This window comes from Tenacibaculum sp. SDUM215027, assembly GCF_050566205.1.
Lineage (GTDB): Bacteria > Bacteroidota > Bacteroidia > Flavobacteriales > Flavobacteriaceae > Polaribacter.
This window is the reverse complement of record NZ_JBNXUE010000001.1, coordinates 161,168-183,438: the sequence shown is the minus strand read 5'-3', so window position 1 is coordinate 183,438 and position 22,271 is coordinate 161,168. Positions and strand designations below refer to the sequence as shown.

Sequence of the window (22,271 nt, the reverse complement as noted above, 5' to 3'; positions counted from 1 at the left end):
ACACCATGAGTAAAATCATTTCTAGCATATTACAACGAAACGGAACAGGGCAAGAGCTGCGTTATATTGACGCATTAGATCCTGACAATTTCGAACTTCACGATTTTACTATAGAAGATTGGATTTTGTTTGCCTATAATTTTGCAGAAAAATTAAATTACTTTCCTACAGAAAATCATAAAGTAGCATCTGGAGATTGGCAAGATTTTTTTAAAAAATTAACTACAGCAAATATTCCTTTTAGGGGAACCAGAGAATATCAAAAATTAAAAGAAAATATTAGCTCAACTCTTAATGGATATACGGAGGAAGGAAAGTTGAGTCCACATTTAACCTTGTTTGTTTGCTTCTTAGAGTTATTAGAGTTTTCAAAAGAACGATTTAATAATTTAACCAAACGTCATTTAGATTTCTATTATAAAGAAATATTACAAGTTCAAAAGCGAGAACCTGTTTCAGATCAAGCACATATAATTTTTGAATTAGCAAAAAAGATCACTGACGAACGAATTGAAGAAGGTACTTTATTAGATGCGAAAAAAGATAGCTTAGGAAATCCGTTGGTTTACGAAACAACAGAAGAACTAATAGCAAACAAAGCCTCAATAGGAGCTATAAAAACCATTTACAATAACAATTCAGAAAGTTTAAAAAAGATAAAAGCAAGTGCAGTAGCTAACACAAAAGATGGTTTTGAAGAACCACTTCCAGAAGATGCGCCGTATTGGTATCCTTTCGGATATCCTGCAAGTGGGAAAAATGCTGCTGAATTGCCAGATGCAGTAGTAGGTTTTTCAATCGCCTCACCAATGTTATTGTTACAAGAAGGAGATAGAACAGTAACGATAACCATTAATTTTAAAAACAACTTTGAAGAAAACTCTTTTGATGTAAGCGAACTACTTCAAACTGTTCAAATTTTTGGAAGTGGAAAAGAAAGGTGGATTGAACCAACACTGGTTGCTATTAACAATGTAAATGATGGAGCGTTAGTTACTACGAATCAAATAAGTTTCAAATTTACATTAGGGCTTGATTCAGGTGGATTATTAGGATATAACGAAGAGTTTTTACTAACAAAATATAACACCTCACATCCGTTAGTGCGTTTTGAATTTGATGTTTCAACTACTGTAGGATATGATTTTTACAGGTTTTTAGCTGGAAATACACTTGAAAGAGTAACTATAAAAACAGATGTCAAAGGAGTAAAATCAGCAACCGTTGAAAATGATAATGGAGCAGTAAGAACTAAAAAACCATTTCACCCTTTTACTACACGTCCTATTGAAGGATCTAATTTTAGTGTAAATTATAATGAAGCGTTCTCGAAAAAATGGAAAAATTTCACGGTAAACCTTCGTTGGAAAAATACGCCAGATGATTTTAAAGAGTGGTATGAAGCATATGTAACATCACCAAACTATTCATCAATCAATAAATATATTGAGGTACTTAAAAAAGATATAGATGAAAGAGCCTTATTGGTGAATAATGAAACGCATTTTAAAGTAGAAAAACGATTATTACACGCCGCAGGAGAAGCCAATGAAACTGTAGGGGAAATAAAAAATCTCTTTATAAAAGAGATAGATGAAGAGACTGATGAGGTAAGCTATATGTCAGAGTTTGAAGTAGAAAATACTGCAAATGCTTATGAAATAGGAAAAGCAGAAGCCTTACAACTTAGTTTAGAGCAATCTTTTTTACATGAATTATATCCTAAATTGTATGCATTAGCAGTAAGTGCAGATGATAAAGATATTATTTTTCCTAATGAGCCTTACACTCCATTAGTAGAATCAATTTCTGTAGATTATACAGCAGAAGAAACCATGCTTCTGGAAGAAATGGATTTGGAAGGAAATCGCATTCAGCTTTTTCATGAACATCCTTTTGGTCAGCATGAAGAAAATTACGCAGAGAAGAAATACTTACAAGAAGAAAAAGGAATTGTAGATGTTTTTGATAAAGATATTATTCAAATCACACTAGTACCAAAATACTGTATAGGAGGTCATTTATTTTTAGGAATAGAAAACTTAGAACCTCAACAAAACCTTTCACTGTTAATCCAAGTATTAGAAGGAGGTGAAAATCCACTAGTAGAAAGCTTCGGAGAAAATGAAAAGATAAACTGGTCGATATTATGTAATAATAAGTGGAAAACGTTAGAAAACAATATCATTTCTAATAACACAGATAACTTCTTAAAATCAGGAATAGTTAAATTTTCAATACCTAAAGAAGCTACTTCAAATAATACATTATTACCATCAGGATATACTTGGATAAAAGCACAAATGAGTAAATCATTTGAAGCAGTATGCAAGGCCATTGGTATTCACGCCCAAGCAGTAGAAACTACGTTTGTAAACAACAATAATGAGGTAAGTCATTTAAAAAACGGACTACCTAGCGGAACCATTAAAAAAATGGTTACACGTATACCACAAATTAAATCAGTATCACAACCTTACAGCTCTTTTGGAGGAAGTCCAGAAGAATCAGACGATAATTTTTACAGAAGAATCAGCGAGCGTTTGCGTCACAAAAACAGAGCAATAACCTTGTGGGATTACGAGCATTTAATTCTTCAAGAATTCCCAGAAATTTATAAAGTAAAATGCTTAAATCATACTTCACAAACAAGTTTCACAGCAGCAGGTCATGTTACTTTAGTAGTTGTGCCAGATACTGTTAATAAGAACGTGTTTGATATTTATCAACCACGAGTAAGTAAAGCTACTTTAAATAGTGTAACAGAGTATATCAATACATTAAATACACTACATGTAAATGCAGAAGTTATCAATCCTAATTACGAAGAAGTAAGTGTTGGGTTGGAGGTGAGTTTTTATGAAGGATATGATGAAAATTTCTATACCGAGCAATTAAAAACAGACATCACAAAGTTTTTATCTCCTTGGGCTTTTGATGAAACCAAAGAAGTAACCTTTGGTATCATGTTACACAAAAGTGTTTTGATTGATTACTTAGAAAAATTACCCTACGTAGATTATTTACAAAATGTAACGATGAACGGGGATGCTAATGTGTATAAGATAGAACCAAGTGATCCAAAATCAATATTAGTATCAGCAAAGAAGCATAATGTAAGTACGGTGTTAACCACCTGTAAAGGAACCAAAAAAATCATAGAACAAACATGTCAGCTATAAACGAACATATAAGTATTCCTAAGAATATATCTACCAAAGACGATTTAGATTTTTCTTTTTTAAGAAAAGAAGGAATCTCTTATTTAGAAACATTTGGAGGTAAATTATGGACTGACTTCAATTCGCATGATCCTGGAGTAACCATTTTAGAAATGTTGTGTTATGCTATTACCGATTTAGGGATGCGTATTAATACGCCACTAGAAGATTTATTAGCATCCAAAGATCCAAATTTATCACTACAAGCACAGTTTTATAAAGCATCAGAAATTTTTCCAACGAAACCAGTCAATGAATTAGATTATAGAAAACTATTTATTGATTTAGAAGGTGTAAAAAACTGTTGGCTAAGAATTTATGATAAGAAAGTGTTTGTTGATTGTAAGAATAACAAATTAGGGTATCAAAAGTTTGAAGAGATTCTACCAGAGTTTCAAAAAGATTTTAAGTTAAAAGGATTGTATTCTTTATTGATAGATTTAGAGGAAGACTATACAAAAGAGCAAGTGCTTCCACATATTAAAAAAGCATATCATAAGAACAGAAATTTATGTGAAGATTTAATAGAAGTAAAAGAAGTAGATACGCAGCCTATTGCCATTTGTGCAAATATTGATGTAGTGCCAGAAGCTGATGAAGAGTGGGTGTATGCTAATATTTTATTTCAGATAGAGAGTTACTTATCACCGTCATTACAGTTTTATTCAGTGCAACAAATGCTTGATAAAGGATATACTACCGATGAGGTGTTTGATGGTCCGGTATTAACAAACGGGTTTATAGATACAGAAGAACTTAAAAAAGCAGAATTAAGAAAAGAAGTACGCCTTTCTGATGTGATGAAAATTATCATGAATGTTGAAGGAGTTAAGTTGATTAATGATATATCGGTTGGATTTTGCGATGAAAATATTATTCAAGAAAATAAATGGGTAGTATGTATTGACCCAGATAAAAAACCTGTTTTATGTGAAAAAAGCACCTTCAATTTTAGTAAAGGATTTCTTCCTCTGAATTTGAATTATGACAGGGTTGATACCTATTTGAAGCAAATTAAAGAAGACAAAGAAGAAGCACAAAAAATATCAGCAGAAGGCAAAGAAATAACACTGCCCAAGGGAACCGTAATAAGTTCTCATGAATACACAACGATTCAAAATGATTTTCCTGATACCTATGGAATTGGTCAAGAAGGATTAGGAATACATGTAACTAATGAAAGAAAAGCAAAGGGAAAACAACTAAAGGCGTATTTAACATTTTTCGATCAAATTTTAGCAACCTATTTCAAACACTTATCAGAAGTAAGAACATTATTGTCTGTTAATGGACAAGAAACACGTACATTTTTTACGCAGGCAGTAAAAGATATTAAAGATTTTGATGAGCTCGTAAGTGAATATCCACAGTCAAACGATGATGAATTAACAAAGCTTTTATTCAATCAGTTTGATAATAATGTAGCACGTAGAAATTCCATTTTAGATCATTTATTAGCACGTTTTGCAGAACGATTTGGAGAATACACGTTTATTATGAAAGCGTTGTATGGAACGGCAACTGATGAAATTGTACTATCGAACAAAGAAGCCTTTTTAAAAGACTATAAAGTAATTAGTAGCGAAAGAGGACTTGCTTTTAACTATTACAAACAAACCAAAGAAAATCTATGGGATACGAATAATGTATCTGGATTTCAAAAACGGATAGCACGTTTAATGGGAATTGCCAATGATAAAAGAAGACATTTAACTGAAACAAATGTTGAAATATATGAAGTAACAGAAGGTAGCAATACGTATAGATGGAGACTGAAAGATAATGATGGAAATATATTGTTGTCAGCAACTGAAAACTATGCTAAAAAAGCCTTTGCTATTGAAGAATTATACTTTGCAGTTTTACAAATCGTACAAACCAAAGAAAAAGACATCGAAAAAGCTTTTGAAGAAGGTGTTACGAGTGATATGCGAATAGGATTTATAAGAATTCATGAATCTACACCATCAAAACCTTCTATTCCAGTAAAGTATTCTTTTGATGTCATCAATCCAGAAAAACCTGAGAGCAGTACCGATTACATCATTGCAAAACAATACAAATACTATACTGATATCAATGATTTAAAAAAAGCATTGTTAAACACAATTTCTTTTCTTAAAAAAGATTTTACAGAAGAAGGAATGTTTTTAGTAGAACATATGCTATTACGTCCAGATGTTACCAATAATGAAGCAACAAATTTTTTGCCTATTTGTGCAAAAGACTGTGAAGACTGCGGAACGATTGATCCTTATTCTTACAGAGTAAGTATCGTTTTACCAGGATATACTTATCGTTTTTCAAATCCAGATTTTAGACGCTATATGGAAGACGTGATTAGACAAGAACTTCCATCACACATTTTACCTAGAATTTGTTGGGTAGGAGAACGAAAAGGAACTATCGCAGATGAAGAAAACGATTTGTTACAGTTCGAAAATGCATACAAAACATACTTGTTTGCAAAAACAAACCTAGAACAAGAACAACCTACAGAGAATAACGAGTTGCCAAACCTAATACAAGCTATGCAGCAATTAAACACGATTTACCCTGTAGGAAGATTAACTGATTGTAATGCAGAAGACGAAGCATTAGATGGAAGAATTATACTAAACCAATCTAGTATAGGAAACATACAATCAGAAAAGGAAAATACGAACGAAGAAAACTCATAAAAATAGTACGTGTTTATTCATTAACACAGCCAAAACATAATACGTATGGAAACGACTAACTTGAAACTAAAAGAAATTACAACCGAATATAGCAAGTTCAACGCTAATCAGGTATTAACAGAAACACAACTCAATACATTTATCGACTACTTTGATGATCAAAACCGTTTGTCAAGGCTAGGTTTAAGTGGTGTTGGAATAGCCTGTGGGTTTGGGGTAACTCCAAAATTCACTATAGATAAAACTGCGGTGTCGAGTATTGAAATTACTCAAGGAACAGCAGTAACTACCGATGGAGATTTAGTTCAGTTTTTTGATTTAATAGAAGAAAATTTACAATCAAAAACGTTTTCATTTTACAAAAAGTTTGAAGATACCGATGGTAATTACGAGCGTTTTAAAAATGCTCAAGACAAGCAGTATAATTTGTGGGAGTTACACAGTGAAGAAGATGAGTCGTATACAAGTTTGGTTGAGTTTCCTGAGATACAAAAAATGGCTGTTTTGTTGTACCTCGAACAGTATCCAAATGAAGATGTATTGTGTAATAAACTAACCTGTGACAATCAAGGTATTGAGCAGATTAATAATTTACGCGTATTACTTGTAAGTATTGAAGATTTAGAAGCTATTGCAGCTAAGGATGCTATCTTTTTAAAACACAATTGGTATAAAATAAACAATGAATTACCTGTTGTAGAAGCAAAAAGAGTGGTGTTAAATACAAATAACACAAAAACATTTTCAGCATTAAAAGCTCAGTTCGATACTGTGGTTAAAGATGCAAGTATTAGTGTAGATTTAATAGAAGGTTATGAAGCCATATTCTCGAAATTTCAAAAACCATCAATAGCTGCTAAAATAAAAGCGCTATTTAGCTTTAGTTCGTTAGCTGTTCCGTTAGACTTTCAATACAGATATGATGTCATAAAAGATTTAGTGGATACATACAATGAAATTAAAGAATTATTACTTCATGTTAATGTAAACTGTTGTCCAGATATAGGGGCTTTTCCGAAGCATATCATGTTAGGAAAGTTAAAGAAAGAAACAGAATACCCTGAATTACGCCATCGATTTTATAAATCAACTATTGTAGGTCATGAAAATGAAAACCTTCAAAAGTTACAGTTGTTAATAGACAGAGCCATTACTCTTGCAAGCAATTACATAGGAAAAGCAAAGTCAGGAGATGTGGTAATAACCCCATCGCAAGCACATACATCATTAAGTGAAAAAGCAGTTCCGTTTTATTACAATGTTTCTTCACAACTATTAAATAGGTGGGATTTTAATAAAACAAAAAATTATAGAGCTAATCAAAATTTAAGTTACCATAAAGAAAACTTAGCAAACTCAGGAGCAATTCAAAAACCATTATCATATAATATTGATAAAAATAATTTCTATAGAATTGAAGGACATCAAGGGAAGATGTATAGAGAAGCCTTAGCAAAAATTCTAAAGCTAAAGGAAGATAACGGATTGAGTTTTGATGTCAAAACACTTTCAATTAATGCAGCTGAACAAACGATTAATATAAACAACTATGAGTGCGAGTTTGAAGACTTAAAAATGTTGTTGAGTGCATGGAGAGCAGAGCAAAATTGCATTTTATCAGAAGTGAGTAAAACATTTTCGGCATTCAAATTAACCGACCCAAAAGTCAATACAGTAGTAGATAACGTAGTCAACTATAAAGACAAAATAAGTGTTTTAGAAAAAGAACCTATAAAAGAAGAAATTCCATTAGTAAAAGAGTACATCAGTAGAATGGATTTACTTTCTAAAGAGGTAAGTGTTAAGGAAGATGTAACGAATAAGTATAATGTTATAAATCAAGAGTATATCAAGTATTTTGAAGAAGAGAACATAGTTAAAGAGAGTTTAACAAAAGAAGAAGACTCTTTAGGTTTTTTAATAGAAAAGGTGTTTGATGAAAACAAAGGAGGATCTTCTAGTGATATTATTATTGAACTTAATAAAGAAACGGAAATTTTAAAAGAAAAAGAAGTATGGAAAGAAGAACCAACGCTTAGTGATTTTATATTAACAGACCTTACTGAAACTTTAGTACACGCGTATGTTTTAGATACAAAGATTCCATTAAACATAAGAGATATAGATAGCCTTGTGCTAACAAGCTACAAATTAACAATAGCAGAGCTGTGTAAAAAAGTAAAAAACCTGCAAGCAAAGTACAACAGTACCACTTTAGAACTATCAACGAAACAAATTTTAGGATTATTAATTAATCAATTATCAATTGTTTGTTGTTCAGGAAAAAAGTTAGAAACACTACTTGCTGAAATAGATAAGAGAAAGAAAAAGATTTTAGAAAGGATTCAGCTTTCAGAGTTTGTAAAGCAACACCCTGGTCTTGAACATAAAGCAGGAGTTATTCCAGGAGGAACTTTTGTTATGGTGTATGTTACAGAAAATGCAGCAGATAAAAATACGTTTGAAGATGTGGTATTCGATGTTGTGTTTAAAAATCAACCAATAACTTCAGATAAAGAATTAGGTGTTAAAAGTGAGTTTATAAACTCGAAAGATTTAGTATTTAGTAAAGATGAGATTATTAATAGAAATGGAGGAATAATAAAACTATGGGATAAAAGCTCGACAATAGAATTTTCATTTGTAGACGGAAGTTACTTCAATATAAAAGACAGGTTGTTTTTTGATCAAGATGTAGTTTTAGTAGGCAAAACATTGGCAGAAACAGTAAGTAATTTTTCGGCTTTTTTAAATAGAACTTGGTCTAGAGCAGGAATGTCTAAAGTATTGAACGCAGAAGAAACAGTGATGTACAAAGATGGTTCTGTAGGAATGCGTATTACCATTCAAGACCGTTTAGTGCCTAAAGGAGAATATTTTTTTCAGGTATACAATCCAGTTGTTTTAGAAACTAATAAACGATTGTATTTTGACGAAAATGAAGTAATTAGTGAAAATGAAACATTAAAAAATACGGTAGTAGCCGATTTTTCGCTGCCATATATGTGTTGTTCAGACTGTGCACCAGTGAACTTTATTATACCAAAAGAGCCACCATTTTTAAGCTTGCCAGTGAGTACTATTTGTTTGAAAAAAGATATTGAAATGGATCCTTTAATTTTTACAGTTAGACCTATAGATGGAGAAGTAAAAGCAAATGTACCTGAAGGAGTGGAGTCTGGGGTTTATTTAGATCCAGAAGACGAAAAATGGAAAATTGATGTTATTAAAATTGACAAAAGTCTATTAGGTAAATCAATCAAGTTTATGGTTAATGATGAACCTACAGATTGTGAGCTTATTGTGTACCCAGCATTGGAATTACTGGTTGAAGTAGAACAACCTATTGAATATAATGAAGATAAGTCTAAAGCTAGGGTAACTTATGTATTATATTGGAAAGATGCTGATTTTGTCGGAGCCGATTTCTTTAACAATATCAAATATTTTTGGGATTTTAAGGGAGATGGGACCAAAGTAGAACGTACACCCATAAACAATAAAGTTTTTGAAAACTATACACTACTAATTGATGATATAAAAAATGAAATACAACCAGGGTTAGAAATTTCATTAGGTCCATGTAAGAAAACGATTGCTATAAAACCAATAGTTTTTGATACACTAACACCATCAGAGTTAGCTATTCAACCATCATATTGTCTTGATTTAGGTAAAGAAGAAGTAGCAAGAATTCCGTTTACAAACATTAACGGAATGATTACTATTGCAGGTGGTGCTATAGAGGGAGTTACGATTGAAAACAATGAACTAGTTGTTGATGTAGCAGTTTTTGAAAATTATGGTCAAATAATTGAGTTTTTAGAAGACGGACAAACAACCAATGCGAGAATAATCATTCATGAAGTTAAGCAAATAAGTATTTCAGAACGAAGCGAATCAAGATTTATATGGAAAGACGGACAGTTATTTTACGAAGCAGCTTTCGAAGCAATACTTCCAGAAGGAGTAAAACCGGAAGGATTAAAGTTCAATTGGAGTGTAAATAGCATTGAGTCGGAGATAGAGTTGTTTAATCCTCAGTTATTAGTAAAAGAAGGTGTAGAAAACTCATATACAGTAAAGTTAATGATTACTGACGGTAATGGATGTTCTTCTAGTGCTGACTTTACGAAGATTATATCTTTTCCAGATTTTACAATAAACGTACCAACGACATTCTGTTTAAGCGATAAAGAACCTTACCCAGTTACTGTTAGACCTCAATTTGAAGGAGTACAACTCACAGGTGGAAATGTAAAGTTTAATGAAGAAACAAAATTATGGGGGTTTGTACCTGCCAATTCAGGATTAACAGATTCAGGTACTGTAAGTATAAGTCTTGTAGGAACTTTTGTTACGCAGACTATTAATTTAACAGCAACACCACAAGCAAGCTTTACTCATAGTTTTAATCCAGAAACTCGAATATTATCATTAACAAATACTTCAGAAAAAGGAGACAAGTATGTTTGGGTAATTAATGGAGTTGAAAGAGAACCTCAAATAAATAGAACAACAATAACAGAAGACCTGAGCAATTTTGATGGAGATTTAGTAAAAGTCTCTTTAACGGTAGCAAGTAAGTGTGGAGAGAACACATCAACAGAAGTTATAGAAATAGGAAAAATACAAGATGAAACCTGTGAGGAAATAACAAAAACAGAAGTTGACAACTATTATAAGTTAAACAAGTTTAGTATAAATGATGGGGGAAGTGGTACTAATGTTAACATGACTGTAATAGTTCCTACAAATGATGTATATGCAAAAATAATAGACGATGAAAGTAACTCTTATTTAACAGGAGAAAACAACAATCAATTAACTGAATTGTTTTTAGGTTTATTAAATAATACGTGGATGCTTTCTTTACATGATACTGATAACAGAACTTTACTTGTAAAATATTATAAAGCACAGGTAAGATTATTCTTTAATATTCTTCATTGTCAAAAACAAACAGTTTTAGAGTCTGATGAAATCAAACAAGACATTCAAGATTTATTAATTGAAATTAATACAGGGTTTACGGAAGGACAAATAAAAAAAGAAGAAGCTTTATTAGAGTTTCTAAGAAAATGTTCAGTAGAAATTCAAGCCGAATACATTTCTAAGTTTATAAAAGAAAACTTAATACAAACTGTATAATGGTTGCTAAAGAACATACCATTCAAAAAGTATTTGTTGAGGTAAATATGAAAAGTAAAAAGATAGCTGAAGAGTATAAAAACTCTATAGAGAGCTTTTTACAGGAAGAGGTATTTCCTGAAATAGAAAAATACTTCAACTCTCAAGAAATCGAGTATGAAACATACATTCAGCAAATAGAAAACTTGAATATTGAAGTAGATATATCAACTAACAATAAGTCTATAAATGATAACAGTACAAAGAGAGAAATAAAAGAACAACTTATAACAAAGTTAAAAGTAATTTTAAAAACCCCAGAATTACACGATATAGTTATAAAAAAGGTTACTGCTTCAGAGTCTAAACTAGATACTTTTTTTCACTTTTTGCAACGCGGAACAACAGCTTGGTGGAATCAAAAGGAAGAGAAAAATTTTACAAAAAAGATGTTGTTTGAAATAACAGAAAGTCAATTTTTTGAAGAACGTTTTTTTAAATCATTAAGAGATCAAGTTCAACAGAATAGATTAATTCAACAATTTAAGAATGAAGAGTTACAAATATTATTCCTAGGAATTTTTAATAAACCAATGGGATATGAGGCTTTTCTATCAACTATTAAAAAATTTGATTTCAAGAGTTACGTCACAAGGAATAAAGTGTGGGAGTTTTTTATCAAAGCAACAATTAACAATGATTTTTCAAGAATAGTAAATGAAGTTCAAGAAGAAATAGAGATATGCAAAAGAACAAAGGCTTTTAATTCTTCAAAAAATCTAACTCAATTTTTACAAGAGCTAACTTCTCAAGAAAGAATATTTAGAAGTCAGTTTAATAGTAAAGAACAAAAGGAGTTTAAAAAGAAGAAAGAAGGGAGTAGCATTGAGGTTGTCAATACAGAATTTGTAAGTAAAAAAGAAGAAAAAAAATCAAATGTAAGTATTGATAAACTAGATAAAATAGGAGTTAAAAAAAGTCAAAACAAAGCAAAAGATTTAAATCTTTCAAAAAATGAATCAAGTAACTCTAACTCACAAAAAACTCCTGAAAAAATAGATAATCAAAACAAAAAAGAAGTCTTAAAGAAGAAGACGTCATCAAAAGAAATAAAGGAAGAAGTAAAAGAAGAATTTAACACAAAAATGCAACAGAAAAGTAAGAACACCCATGAAGATAAAAGCGTAAACTTAAAAACGGAAAAAGAGCTCAAAGATCAAAAAAGAGCCGAATATAAAAGAAGACATCAAGAAGCATTAAAAAATACATTTTCAAGTGAACAAGAAGTTGTAAGTGAGTCTAAATCTCATATTGTAAAGAATGCAGGATTAATTTTATTATATCCTTTTTTAAAACAGTTTTTCAATTCATGTGGTTTTTTAGATAAAGAGAATAAAATAATTAAACCCAATGAGGCTGTTCACTTATTACATTATGTAGCCACTAAGAAAGAGCAGCAATTTGAAAACAATTTAATTTTTGAAAAATTCTTATGCAACTTACCAATACAGAGTCCTATTGAGAGAAACATTGTACTTGCTGATGAATTAAAAGAGAAATCAGAGGAATTATTAAAAGCAGTACTTAAAAATTGGGAGATTTTAAAAAATTCTTCTTCTAATCTTCTTCGTAATGAATATATACAAAGAGAAGGAAAACTAGATTTAACAAAAGACAATCCTACTCTAATAGTTGAAAGAAAAACACAAGATATCTTATTAGATACCAAACTTTCTTGGAATATAAGTATGTGTAAACTTCCATGGAAAAAGGAATTAATCTTTACGAATTGGTAGAATATAACTAAAATTTTAGAAGTCATGTTTAAAAGAGATAAAAAACCAGAAGCTAATAATATTCAGGCAAGAGATAAAAAAAAGGATTTGTTTATTCAACCAAAGCTAGCATTTGGAAGAAAAGGAGATCAATATGAAGTTGAAGCAGATAAAATGGCAGATAAAGTTGTAGGAAATAATAATGAAGCTAAATCAATACAAAAAAAAGAAAATGAAGAAGAAATTCAACAAAAATCACTGGCTTCTGAAGTAACACCTTTAGTACAAAAAATGGGAGCTACAGAAGAAGAACCTGTTCAAAAGGTTGAGGAAGAAGAAGCGGTACAGACTAAAGATGAAGAGGAGCCAATTCAAAAACAGGAAGAGGAAGAAACAGTACAATCTAAATGTGATGATTGTGAAAAAGAAGAAAAAGTACAAAAAGAAGAAGAGGAGGAAGCGGTGCAGTCAAAATCAGAAAAATCCGCTTCAACATCTAACCAACCTTCTTTTGAAAGTAAATTAAAAGGAGGAAGTGGAGGTCAAAAGATGGATGCACAGACACAAGGTGAAATGGAATCAGGTTTTGGAGCCGATTTTAGCCGTGTAAATATCCACAACGATTCAGAAGCGGCTCAAATGAGTCAAGAAATAGGGGCACAGGCATTTACGCATGGAAACGATATTTATTTTAATGAAGGAAAATACAATCCAAACTCCAAAGAAGGAAAGCATTTATTGGCTCATGAACTAACACATACCATTCAGCAAAAAGGAATGGTTCAGAAGAAAGTACAAGCAAAAAAACAAAACTGTGCAGCTTCTAGTACTAGGCAATATTATTTGCAAAATGGTATTAATTATGATTTCACCGTACCTGAAGGTTGTCGTTCATCAATAACTTTTGAAGCGAAATGGATATACTACGATCAAGTTAGTTGTTGTACTGGAGAAACACCGTATCATGTATCAATCAATGGGGGAAGTCCCAGAAACATGCCTGCTGGAGACGCTCATTGTGGAGATGCTGCTCCAGACCCTTACTTATCAAGAACTTTAAATACAGGTTCAGGATTACAAAGAATAGCTATTAATGTAAACAGGTTGAATTGTTCTGGCATTCGATTGCATGTTAGAATATCAACTCGTATTAGATAATTTACAAAAGAAACTTTATGTTTTCACCAAAAAACCAACATACCATAAAACCAACTTCTCCAAAACCAACAGGAGGAGAAAGCTTTATTCAGCCTAAATTAAATGTAGGGAAACCAGGTGATAAATATGAAGTAGAGGCTGACAAGACTGCTGACCAAATAGTTGCTAAAGGAAAAGAAACTTCAAATACGTTCTTTGCACCAACAGTTCAAAAGAAAAATGAAGAAGAGGTTCAAAAACAAGAATCAAATGAGCAAGAAATTCAGCAAAAACCGTTAGTTGATTCCATAAGTCCAGTAGTTCAATTAAAGTTAGAAAATAATCTTCAAAAACAAGAAGAAGAGGAAGTACAAAAAGTAGCAGAGGAAGAGATTCAACAAGTTGCAGAAGATGACGTACAAGCAAAAGAAGAGAATAATACTTTTTTTAATGGTAACGAGTTAATTCAGCAACAATCCGAAGAAAATATTCAAGAGAAAGAAGAGGAAGAGATTCAAGAAAAAGAGGAAGAAGAAGTTCAGCAATTACAAATGTCGGGAGGTGATGACAGTTCTTCGCTAGAAAGTGATTTAAGTAGTTCAAAAGGAGGAGGAAGTTCACTACCTAGTGGTACTAAAAATGAAATGGAGTCAGGTTTTGGGGCTGATTTTAGTGGGGTACGTGTTCATAACGATAGTAATGCAGTTCAAATGAATAAAGAACTAGGCTCTCAAGCTTTTACCAATGGAAATGATATCTATTTTAATGAAGGAAAATACAACCCTTCATCAGAGTCAGGAAAACATTTATTAGCACATGAGTTAACCCACACTGTACAACAAGGAGCGTCACCAGCTTCCAATAACGTTCAAAAATCGGAAGGAGAAACTGATACAGTAACTTTAGTGGCTCCCACTCAAGCGGTAGACATCACTAATGGACTACAACTATCTGATGATTGGTTGGCTTATATCGAGCAAGAATCAAGGACACGTAACTTTGATGTAAATGTTAAGATTGGTACACAATTCGAAGGAACTATTAAAATTCGAAAACTAGGAAGACCTGCAGAAGGACAACCTCAAAAGTTTGAGCTTTCAAGTAGTAGAAGAAATAATCATTTAGATGTCCGTGGAATGTCGTTTTTAAATCCGCTCAGAGATGCTGGCGTATTCCCTATACTTGTGTTAAGCAGATTTGGAGAAGAACAAAGTACTACAGGTTTTTTAAGTGTTAGAGCGGGAGAAGAAGTAGTTCCAAATGTTTTAGGAATTATTCAAAAAATTAATGAAAACCTTGAAGCAATGAGCTTCTTAGGGTTAAGCCCTATAGAAGTTGCAGAGGGATTAGAGAACAGGTTTGAAAATGGAGGATTAAACTTTAGAGCGAATAATTTATCAGCCAATATTGATGGATATATAGAAGCAACTGGTAGTTTAGGAATTACAGACTCTAATTTAAGTTTTGAACTCAATTCCACCGTAGATATTGCTGGTTTAGCATCTGGGGAATTTAATGTAGCAAGAGGCGCCGACGGAAAATTAAGTGGACAAGCAAGTATTGGTGCAGATATAGCAAATGTAAGCGCATCTTTAAATGTTGAGTATGATGATGGAGCAGTAACCATTCAAGGTACGGGTAGGGTGAATTCAGATAAATTTTCTGGGGAAATTACGCTACTGGTTACGGATGCTACACGTTCTCGTCAAATGATGCATGCAGCTTTAGGAGTAGAATCTATGGATCAGGAAGCAGAAGCACCTGCTGATCAAGAGCAGGCTGCTGTACCAAAAACGAAAGACAATCAAGTGTTAGCAGGTTGGGGAGAAGTACAAGCAACTATAACACCTTGGTTGGAAGGAACTGCTAAAGTAGGAATCGATAGCGAAGGACATGTTACTATTGTAGGAGAAATTATGGTTCCAGATGAGATTGAGCTGATGGAACAACGTGGAAAAAAAGTAGACATTTTCCAAGTAGAAATACGAGCAGGATATGGAATTCCATTAGTGGGTCAAGTATTTTTATTTGCCAGTATAGGAATGTTTGCCAACGCAGGCTTTGGACCTTTAGTTTTAAAAGATGTTGGTTTTACAGGAACCTATTCTACCGATCCATCAGTATTACAAGAATTTAATATCACAGGAACCTTAGGTATTAATGCCTTTGCTGTACTTGGACTAGAAGCCGAAGCAGGAGTAGGAGTTACTTTAATAGGACATGATGTAAAAGCAGGAGTCAATGTTACTGCAGCGGCAGGTTTACGAGCTTATGCAGAAGCCACACCAACTTTTGAATATAAAGAAGAAGCTTCTCCAGAAGGAGGAAAAGTAGGAGAATCAAGATTAAAAGGGCATTTTGAAGCAGCTGCTCAATTATTTTTACAACTATCAGGAGCGTTATTTTATGAATTAGACAGTCCGTGGTGGTCACCAGCACCAGACGGAAGAGAAGAGTTTCCATTAGGAGAAGTACAATACCCAATTGGAGATAGTTTAGGAATTGGTGCAGATGTAGACTGGTTAGTTGGAGGAGAAGAACCACCAGAATTAACCATGTCTCCTGTCGAGTTTGACCCAGATAAGTTTACAGCCGATGTGATGGCAGATCCACCTCCACGAACGATGGGAGATAGTGAGTCGAGCCCTGATGGAGAGTGGCAAGGAGAAAATCTAAATAGCAGTCAAAACGAGAATCCGGAAATTACAGGAGAGGGGGAAGGATTACCACCAGGAAGAAGAGAGGAAGATTTAAGTACGCTTTCAGAAGAACAAAAATACATGCGTGCTTTAGATGAATTATCTCAAATGGAAAATGCCAACCCGAAACCTACTATTGGAGTAGTAGAAGATAAAATCAATATGGTAAAACGTAGATATGGTATTCGTAGAATTCAAACCAGAAACGAAGAAGCCGAAAGTGTATCCATTTATGTAGAACATGGAGAAGAAAATAACAGCAGACATTTATTGCAAATACCATTAATGAGTGAGGCGGAAAGACAACGTTTAATTGATGCTGCAAAAGAAGAATTACAAAGGAATTCTAGAAGAGCAGCAGATGAAGAAGGAAAGATATCTAGAGCCGAGGCAGAAGAGGTTTTAAATACTATTAAAAATAGTCATGATGTAATTTCAGAAGCTCAAGTTGTAGATGGACAAAATACATGGGATTATTTAATTGATACGGGAGGTCGTGACCAAACTGAAGGAGGAAATCTTAAGAAAGAAACTGAGGTTGAAGAAGCAACAGATGAGAATAATCTTGAAAATTTATCACAGATAGCGGTTCCATTTACTGAAACTGATGGAGATAACCATACTCTTAGGTTTGCTGTAGAAGGAGGGGCTGCAGATTTAATGGTACATAGTACTCCAAAGGATATTTTTAAGTATTTAAATTCTGACGAAGTTGATCAGTCCGATAGATTGGTGCAAGATGCTAGAAGACTTGCTACAGAAATTAAGGCAATGGCAAATAATGCAGCGGATACTGAAGGGCTTGTTACTAATTTAAATAGTAAAATGAGAGAGCTAAGTGAGATGATGTCTGAAATTAGATCAGACTTTAGAAGATTCTTACCCAGAAATCCAGTTTATAACTATACTCCTCAAAATAATATGGCATATATAGCCGAAGCTGATATGTTGTCTGCTAATAGGTCTGGAGGTACTCCTCCAGGAGGTTCTTACGTTGCAGGTTGGCAAGCTATTCAACAAGGTTTAACTACAGGAGGAGGTCATTGGAAGCGTTTACATCTTATTAATCAAGGTTTTGGAGGTTTTGGTGTTCCAGAAAATTTAACACCTGGTACACAAAGTGATAATAGTGAATATGAAAAATTTGATGGACCAGTAAAAGAACGAGTTGGTAGCAGACCAAACGATGGCTCAGCTCAAGGAGTTGTAAAAATAAAAGCAACAGTAACCTACTATTCAGGAGAGTTTCCAACCAATCAAGAAGCACCAAAAGAAGGAAGAGGAGTTGATCAATTCGCTGATGATGGTAGAGTTAAGAAAGATAATTATGCAGATAATATAAAATTTGAAGCATGGGAATACAGCTATAACAAGGGAGCTAATAGCTGGACACTAGGAGATAAATTTGTTGATGATAATTTAGGGATAGATCTTCCTGATTGGAATTTGGTAAGTCCACCAACAATTGGAGCAGCAACAAAGAGTGAATATACAAGGGCTTATAATAATTTATCTGTAAGAGATAAGTTTAGAGTAGATTCGGTAACATCAGTAAGTTTTGACAACTTATTATCTCCAACTATATTAGAATTTATTAGAGGGAAATCTTTTGGGAATTCTGTAAATTTTAGAGGGCAAATGGATTTAGAAATAGACCCTTCTACATCATCAAAAAGAAGACGACAACAAACTATTGATAAATTAGAATCATTCAGAGACATTATCCCAGTAATGGTAAATGCAAATGCTTTGAAATTTTAAACCAATGAAATAAAGCGTTGTAAACCTTTATAAATAACATTTTTTTAAAACTAATAGATGATAAATTTAATTGATAAAATAAAAACACTAGAAAAAACATTTATAAAAAATGCAATTACATTTAATATAAAGAATAGAGAGTCATTAGGAGAGAAAAAAGTAATTACATTATCTAAAGAATATAATTTACCTGATGAACTTATTCAGTTTTATCTAGCATATAATGGGTTACTTATAACATGGTTTTCGGATCGAGATATATTGTGTACAGGAAGAATGTTTATTCCAGATTTAGAGTCATTAAAAAGGTATTTTGTAAATACTTCTAAAACAGATTTAAAATCATTTTCAATATTTATTAAAAAAGGATACATCCCACTTGATGTAGATGCTATCAATGGTTATGTTACTTTTATCAAAGTAGAAGAAAATGCATATACTCTTATCAGAGTAGATATATATCACAGAGAAATTGAGTTAGGAATCTCTATTATAAAATATATTGAAATTGGTATCATGTCAGGAGGTCTATATCACTGGCAAAATTATATTTCGGAAAACACGTATAGTCATTTTAAGAAATATAGTTATGACGGTTTTGTGGAAATAATAGCAGATAAATTGGAGGTTAAATCTTTAGATCACTTCTATACTAAATTTATTAATAAGGATTTTACTTTTTCTAAAAGAAAATCAATAAAATTAAATCTACCAGAAAATTCTCAAATTAAAAATAGAAAAGAAAATTTTGGATGTTCAAATGTAGAGGTTAGGAAAGCTGAAATGAGCATTCAAAATAAACTTCCTTACTCATTAGTAAATTGGGCATATAATATTAATGGTCTAGAGATAAACTGGAATTTCGGTAACTCTTTTGCAAATTTTAAAGTCATTGGAATTGAGAAAATTTTTGGAGGTGTAAATCATGGAGAATTAAAAAGATGGAAAAATAGTTATGCAATTTATCTAGGACTAGATGATTCACACGAAAAAAAATACGGCTCTTTTTATCCTTTCATTTTCGAAGAATCTGGACACACTGTATTTAAAATAGAAAATGATGAGATCCTACTTTATTTTATTGAAGATTTAGAACCTGTAAAAATCAATCTTACTTTTAATCAATTCATAAGTAAGTTATATGAATGTGGAGGAATATCAGGATGGCAAAACCTCTTTATTAATCAATACTCTAAAGAAAATCCTGAGATAAAAAGTTTGTTAAAAGATATAAAAACTTGTTTTCCAGATATAGATATGAAAAAATTTATCGGAAGCATGTAAGTTTTGTAACATAAACTATTGCAAGTATGGACACATTAATAAAAAATATAAATACAAAAACAGATATAAAAGAAGCTATTTCTTTTTTAAGAGAAATAATTTACGCTAGGTTCTCATCAGAGTTTCATGGTAATGATTTTTTAAAACTAGATATGAGTTTTGAAAAAAATGATTCTTTCATAGCCTCTTTCATTCGAGATAATGAACTAAATTATTTAGATAAAATATTATTATTCTTAAGTATAATTCCACATATTTCACCAAATTTTTTCAGTACCATTATTTCTGATTTCTTACCGAATGGAGGTGAACTTCCTGAGTTTGGTGGAGTAAAAGGGAAAAATCACAGAGGAATTATTCCAACAGTTGAGACGGCTTTATATATTTTGGCGGGTAATGATGTTGAAGAACGAAAGCAGGTATCAAACTTTATATTGTCTAATAGTAAACTTATTAAAAATGCTATAATTGAGATAGAAAAAGTACCTTATGGAGAACCACAAATGAGTGGAAAAATAATTCTTACTCAAGAGTACGTGCATTTATTTTTAACAGGTAAAGAATTAAAACCACAATTAAGTCAAGGTTTTCCAGCAAGCTTAATAACCACAGATTTAGAGTGGGACGATTTGGTATTGCAAGAAAAAACATTGAATGATGTTAAAGAAATAGAAAACTGGTTAGCCTATAAAGAAGTGTTGATGAATGATTGGGGCATGTCTTCAAAAATAAAACCAGGATATCGCGTGTTGTTTTGTGGACTCCCAGGAACTGGAAAAACATTAACAGCAGGTCTACTAGGAAAACATACAGGAAAAGATGTATACAGAGTAGATTTATCGATGGTTGTATCAAAATATATAGGAGAAACAGAAAAAAACTTATCTAAACTATTTGATAAATCCATTAATAAAGATTGGATTTTATTTTTTGACGAAGCCGATTCTATCTTCGGTAAACGAACCAACGTAAGAGATGCTCATGATAAGTATGCAAATCAAGAAGTTTCTTATTTATTACAAAGAATTGAAACACATCCAGGACTTATAATTTTAGCATCCAACTTTAAAAATAATATCGATACAGCATTTACACGTCGCTTTAATAATATTATAGAGTTTGAAACACCAAACTATGATGAAAGGTTGATGTTGTGGAAAAATAATTTACCTAATAAGATAGAACTTGAAGAGTCAATTACAATAGAAGAATTAGCCAAAAAATTCAATATTACAGGAGCTAATATTGTAAACGCAGTTCAATATGCATGCTTAAGAACGATAGCAAATAAAGAAAGTAAAATACTAAAACAATATATTTTAGAAGGGGTAAAAAGAGAATATACAAAAGAAGGAAAAACAATCAATATCAAACTTTAAAAAGAGAAACTATGAAAACAATAAATCAAGTACATGGAATTCCATTACATTATGCACGTTTAACAAATCACCCATACGGAACAAGAGGAGAACAACGTAATTTTGCAATAGAAGAGCGTTTTTTAGATACTTTAAAAGAAGCGCTTCAAGAGGTTTTCGAACACTGTCCTTTAGGAATTCCAGAAGTAATTACCACAGCAGGAATTTTTGTTGACAAACCAGGACAACACGGTCATGGGAAAGCATTTGACTTAGATGCTATTTTTTGGAGTGATGAAACCTTAGTAACAGCGAATTTTATACACAAAAAAGAACTGTACTTGGGTATAGAATCTTTTTTAAGAAAACACTTTGGTATTGTATTAAACTATTACTATCCAAATCATAAAGATCATTGGCATGTAGACACAAGTGTTCCTGTTGATTATAATGAAAAATCAAAATCAGAAACACTGTATTTACAATTAGTTTTAAAACATATTTATAAAGAAGAAATTTTAGTGGATGGTGTTTGGGGACGCCAAACTTCTGGAGTGGTTAAAGAAGTTTTTGAAAGGTTAGAAATTGATACACCTATAACGACCAAAGCAAACTATGTAAAGTTTCTAGACATAACGGGTAAAATTGCGTTTAAGCTTTATGAAGAAAATATTTCTCCTAAACACCTATTAAGTAATTTAACAGAAGTAGTAGAAAATTTACCACAACAAAGTAGAGCAACTGTACGAGAAGCATTAAATAGTTTTTTAGACCATGAAGAAACAGCAACTTGGTTAAACAATTTTGAAGAAGCTCATAACTTAGATGCTATTATAGAAGATGCAATAGTGTAAAATTTTCTATTTAGAAAACCGATGCCTAAACCAGACCTTTTTCCATATTCTTTTTAAAATTAAAAAAGTAACATTTTTGGAATATACATCAATATCAGCTGATTCAACATTTTGTATGTCTTTTTCAGAAACATCAATACGATATAAGAGATTGGTGTATGAACTAAAATCATGCAATATCAATTCTTGTATTGATTTTTGAAGAGCCTCTTTTAATTGTATAGGAGTGTTGTTTTCAGAAAAAGACAAATCAATTCCTACTAAACTCAAGTCTTTATTAAGTTGAACTATAAGGTGCTTGTATAAATCGCTATTAGCTACACTGGTTAATAAATCTACACTATTTTGATAACTAGGCAGCATTTTTTTAG

The 22,271-nt window shown here is 32.0% G+C and carries 10 protein-coding genes; 9 read left to right on the top strand and 1 reads right to left on the bottom strand.

Annotation, left to right across the window (positions count from 1 at the left end; translation table 11 throughout):
• The first annotated feature begins 5 nt into the window (after positions 1 to 5).
• The 9 genes from ACQYZ7_RS00780 to ACQYZ7_RS00740 are packed head-to-tail and all read left to right on the top strand — an operon-like array spanning position 6 to position 21,900.
• Positions 6 to 3,182: a baseplate J/gp47 family protein gene (locus ACQYZ7_RS00780; protein WP_430727916.1), complete on the top strand. Its 3,177-nt coding sequence runs from the start codon at positions 6 to 8 to the stop codon at positions 3,180 to 3,182.
• Positions 3,170 to 5,902, top strand: a complete 2,733-nt coding sequence (locus ACQYZ7_RS00775; RefSeq protein ID WP_430727915.1) for a hypothetical protein — start codon at positions 3,170 to 3,172, stop codon at positions 5,900 to 5,902. The genes ACQYZ7_RS00780 and ACQYZ7_RS00775 overlap by 13 nt, the downstream gene beginning before the upstream one ends.
• 45 nt (positions 5,903 to 5,947) lie before the next feature.
• Positions 5,948 to 11,053 (top strand): PKD domain-containing protein, encoded by a 5,106-nt coding sequence (locus ACQYZ7_RS00770; protein WP_430727914.1) that lies wholly within the window; start codon positions 5,948 to 5,950, stop codon positions 11,051 to 11,053.
• The gene (locus tag ACQYZ7_RS00765; RefSeq protein WP_430727913.1) at positions 11,053 to 12,828 is read left to right on the top strand and encodes a contractile injection system tape measure protein; all 1,776 of its coding nucleotides are present in this window, start codon (positions 11,053 to 11,055) and stop codon (positions 12,826 to 12,828) included. The genes ACQYZ7_RS00770 and ACQYZ7_RS00765 overlap by 1 nt, the downstream gene beginning before the upstream one ends.
• Positions 12,829 to 12,852: 24 nt before the next feature.
• A complete protein-coding gene (locus tag ACQYZ7_RS00760) occupies positions 12,853 to 13,965 on the top strand; it encodes a DUF4157 domain-containing protein (RefSeq protein WP_430727912.1) in 1,113 nt (370 codons plus the stop codon).
• Positions 13,966 to 13,982: 17 nt separating this feature from the next.
• On the top strand, positions 13,983 to 18,404 hold the full coding sequence (locus ACQYZ7_RS00755) for a DUF4157 domain-containing protein (protein WP_430727911.1): 4,422 nt from the start codon (positions 13,983 to 13,985) through the stop codon (positions 18,402 to 18,404).
• Between the two features lie 57 nt (positions 18,405 to 18,461).
• Entirely contained in the window at positions 18,462 to 19,688 is a 1,227-nt protein-coding gene (locus tag ACQYZ7_RS00750; protein WP_430727910.1) for a hypothetical protein, read from the top strand.
• Between the two features lie 26 nt (positions 19,689 to 19,714).
• A complete protein-coding gene (locus ACQYZ7_RS00745; protein ID WP_430727909.1) occupies positions 19,715 to 21,067 on the top strand; it encodes an ATP-binding protein in 1,353 nt (450 codons plus the stop codon).
• Between the two features lie 11 nt (positions 21,068 to 21,078).
• On the top strand, positions 21,079 to 21,900 hold the full coding sequence (locus ACQYZ7_RS00740; RefSeq protein WP_430727908.1) for a hypothetical protein: 822 nt from the start codon (positions 21,079 to 21,081) through the stop codon (positions 21,898 to 21,900).
• 6 nt (positions 21,901 to 21,906) lie between these two features.
• Here the strand turns inward: ACQYZ7_RS00740 and ACQYZ7_RS00735 are convergent, their stop codons facing one another.
• On the bottom strand, positions 21,907 to 22,263 hold the full coding sequence (locus ACQYZ7_RS00735; protein ID WP_430727907.1) for a hypothetical protein: 357 nt from the start codon (positions 22,261 to 22,263) through the stop codon (positions 21,907 to 21,909).
• Positions 22,264 to 22,271 lie beyond the last annotated feature (8 nt).

Bases quoted from the DNA above. Each gene is read 5' to 3' on its own strand.
- ACQYZ7_RS00780 (WP_430727916.1), top strand. From the start codon at position 6: ATGAGTAAAATCATTTCTAGCATATTACAACGAAACGGAACAGGGCAA.
- ACQYZ7_RS00775 (WP_430727915.1), top strand. From the start codon at position 3,170: ATGTCAGCTATAAACGAACATATAAGTATTCCTAAGAATATATCTACC.
- ACQYZ7_RS00770 (WP_430727914.1), top strand. From the start codon at position 5,948: ATGGAAACGACTAACTTGAAACTAAAAGAAATTACAACCGAATATAGC.
- ACQYZ7_RS00765 (WP_430727913.1), top strand. From the start codon at position 11,053: ATGGTTGCTAAAGAACATACCATTCAAAAAGTATTTGTTGAGGTAAAT.
- ACQYZ7_RS00760 (WP_430727912.1), top strand. From the start codon at position 12,853: ATGTTTAAAAGAGATAAAAAACCAGAAGCTAATAATATTCAGGCAAGA.
- ACQYZ7_RS00755 (WP_430727911.1), top strand. From the start codon at position 13,983: ATGTTTTCACCAAAAAACCAACATACCATAAAACCAACTTCTCCAAAA.
- ACQYZ7_RS00750 (WP_430727910.1), top strand. From the start codon at position 18,462: ATGATAAATTTAATTGATAAAATAAAAACACTAGAAAAAACATTTATA.
- ACQYZ7_RS00745 (WP_430727909.1), top strand. From the start codon at position 19,715: ATGGACACATTAATAAAAAATATAAATACAAAAACAGATATAAAAGAA.
- ACQYZ7_RS00740 (WP_430727908.1), top strand. From the start codon at position 21,079: ATGAAAACAATAAATCAAGTACATGGAATTCCATTACATTATGCACGT.
- ACQYZ7_RS00735 (WP_430727907.1), bottom strand. From the start codon at position 22,263: ATGCTGCCTAGTTATCAAAATAGTGTAGATTTATTAACCAGTGTAGCT.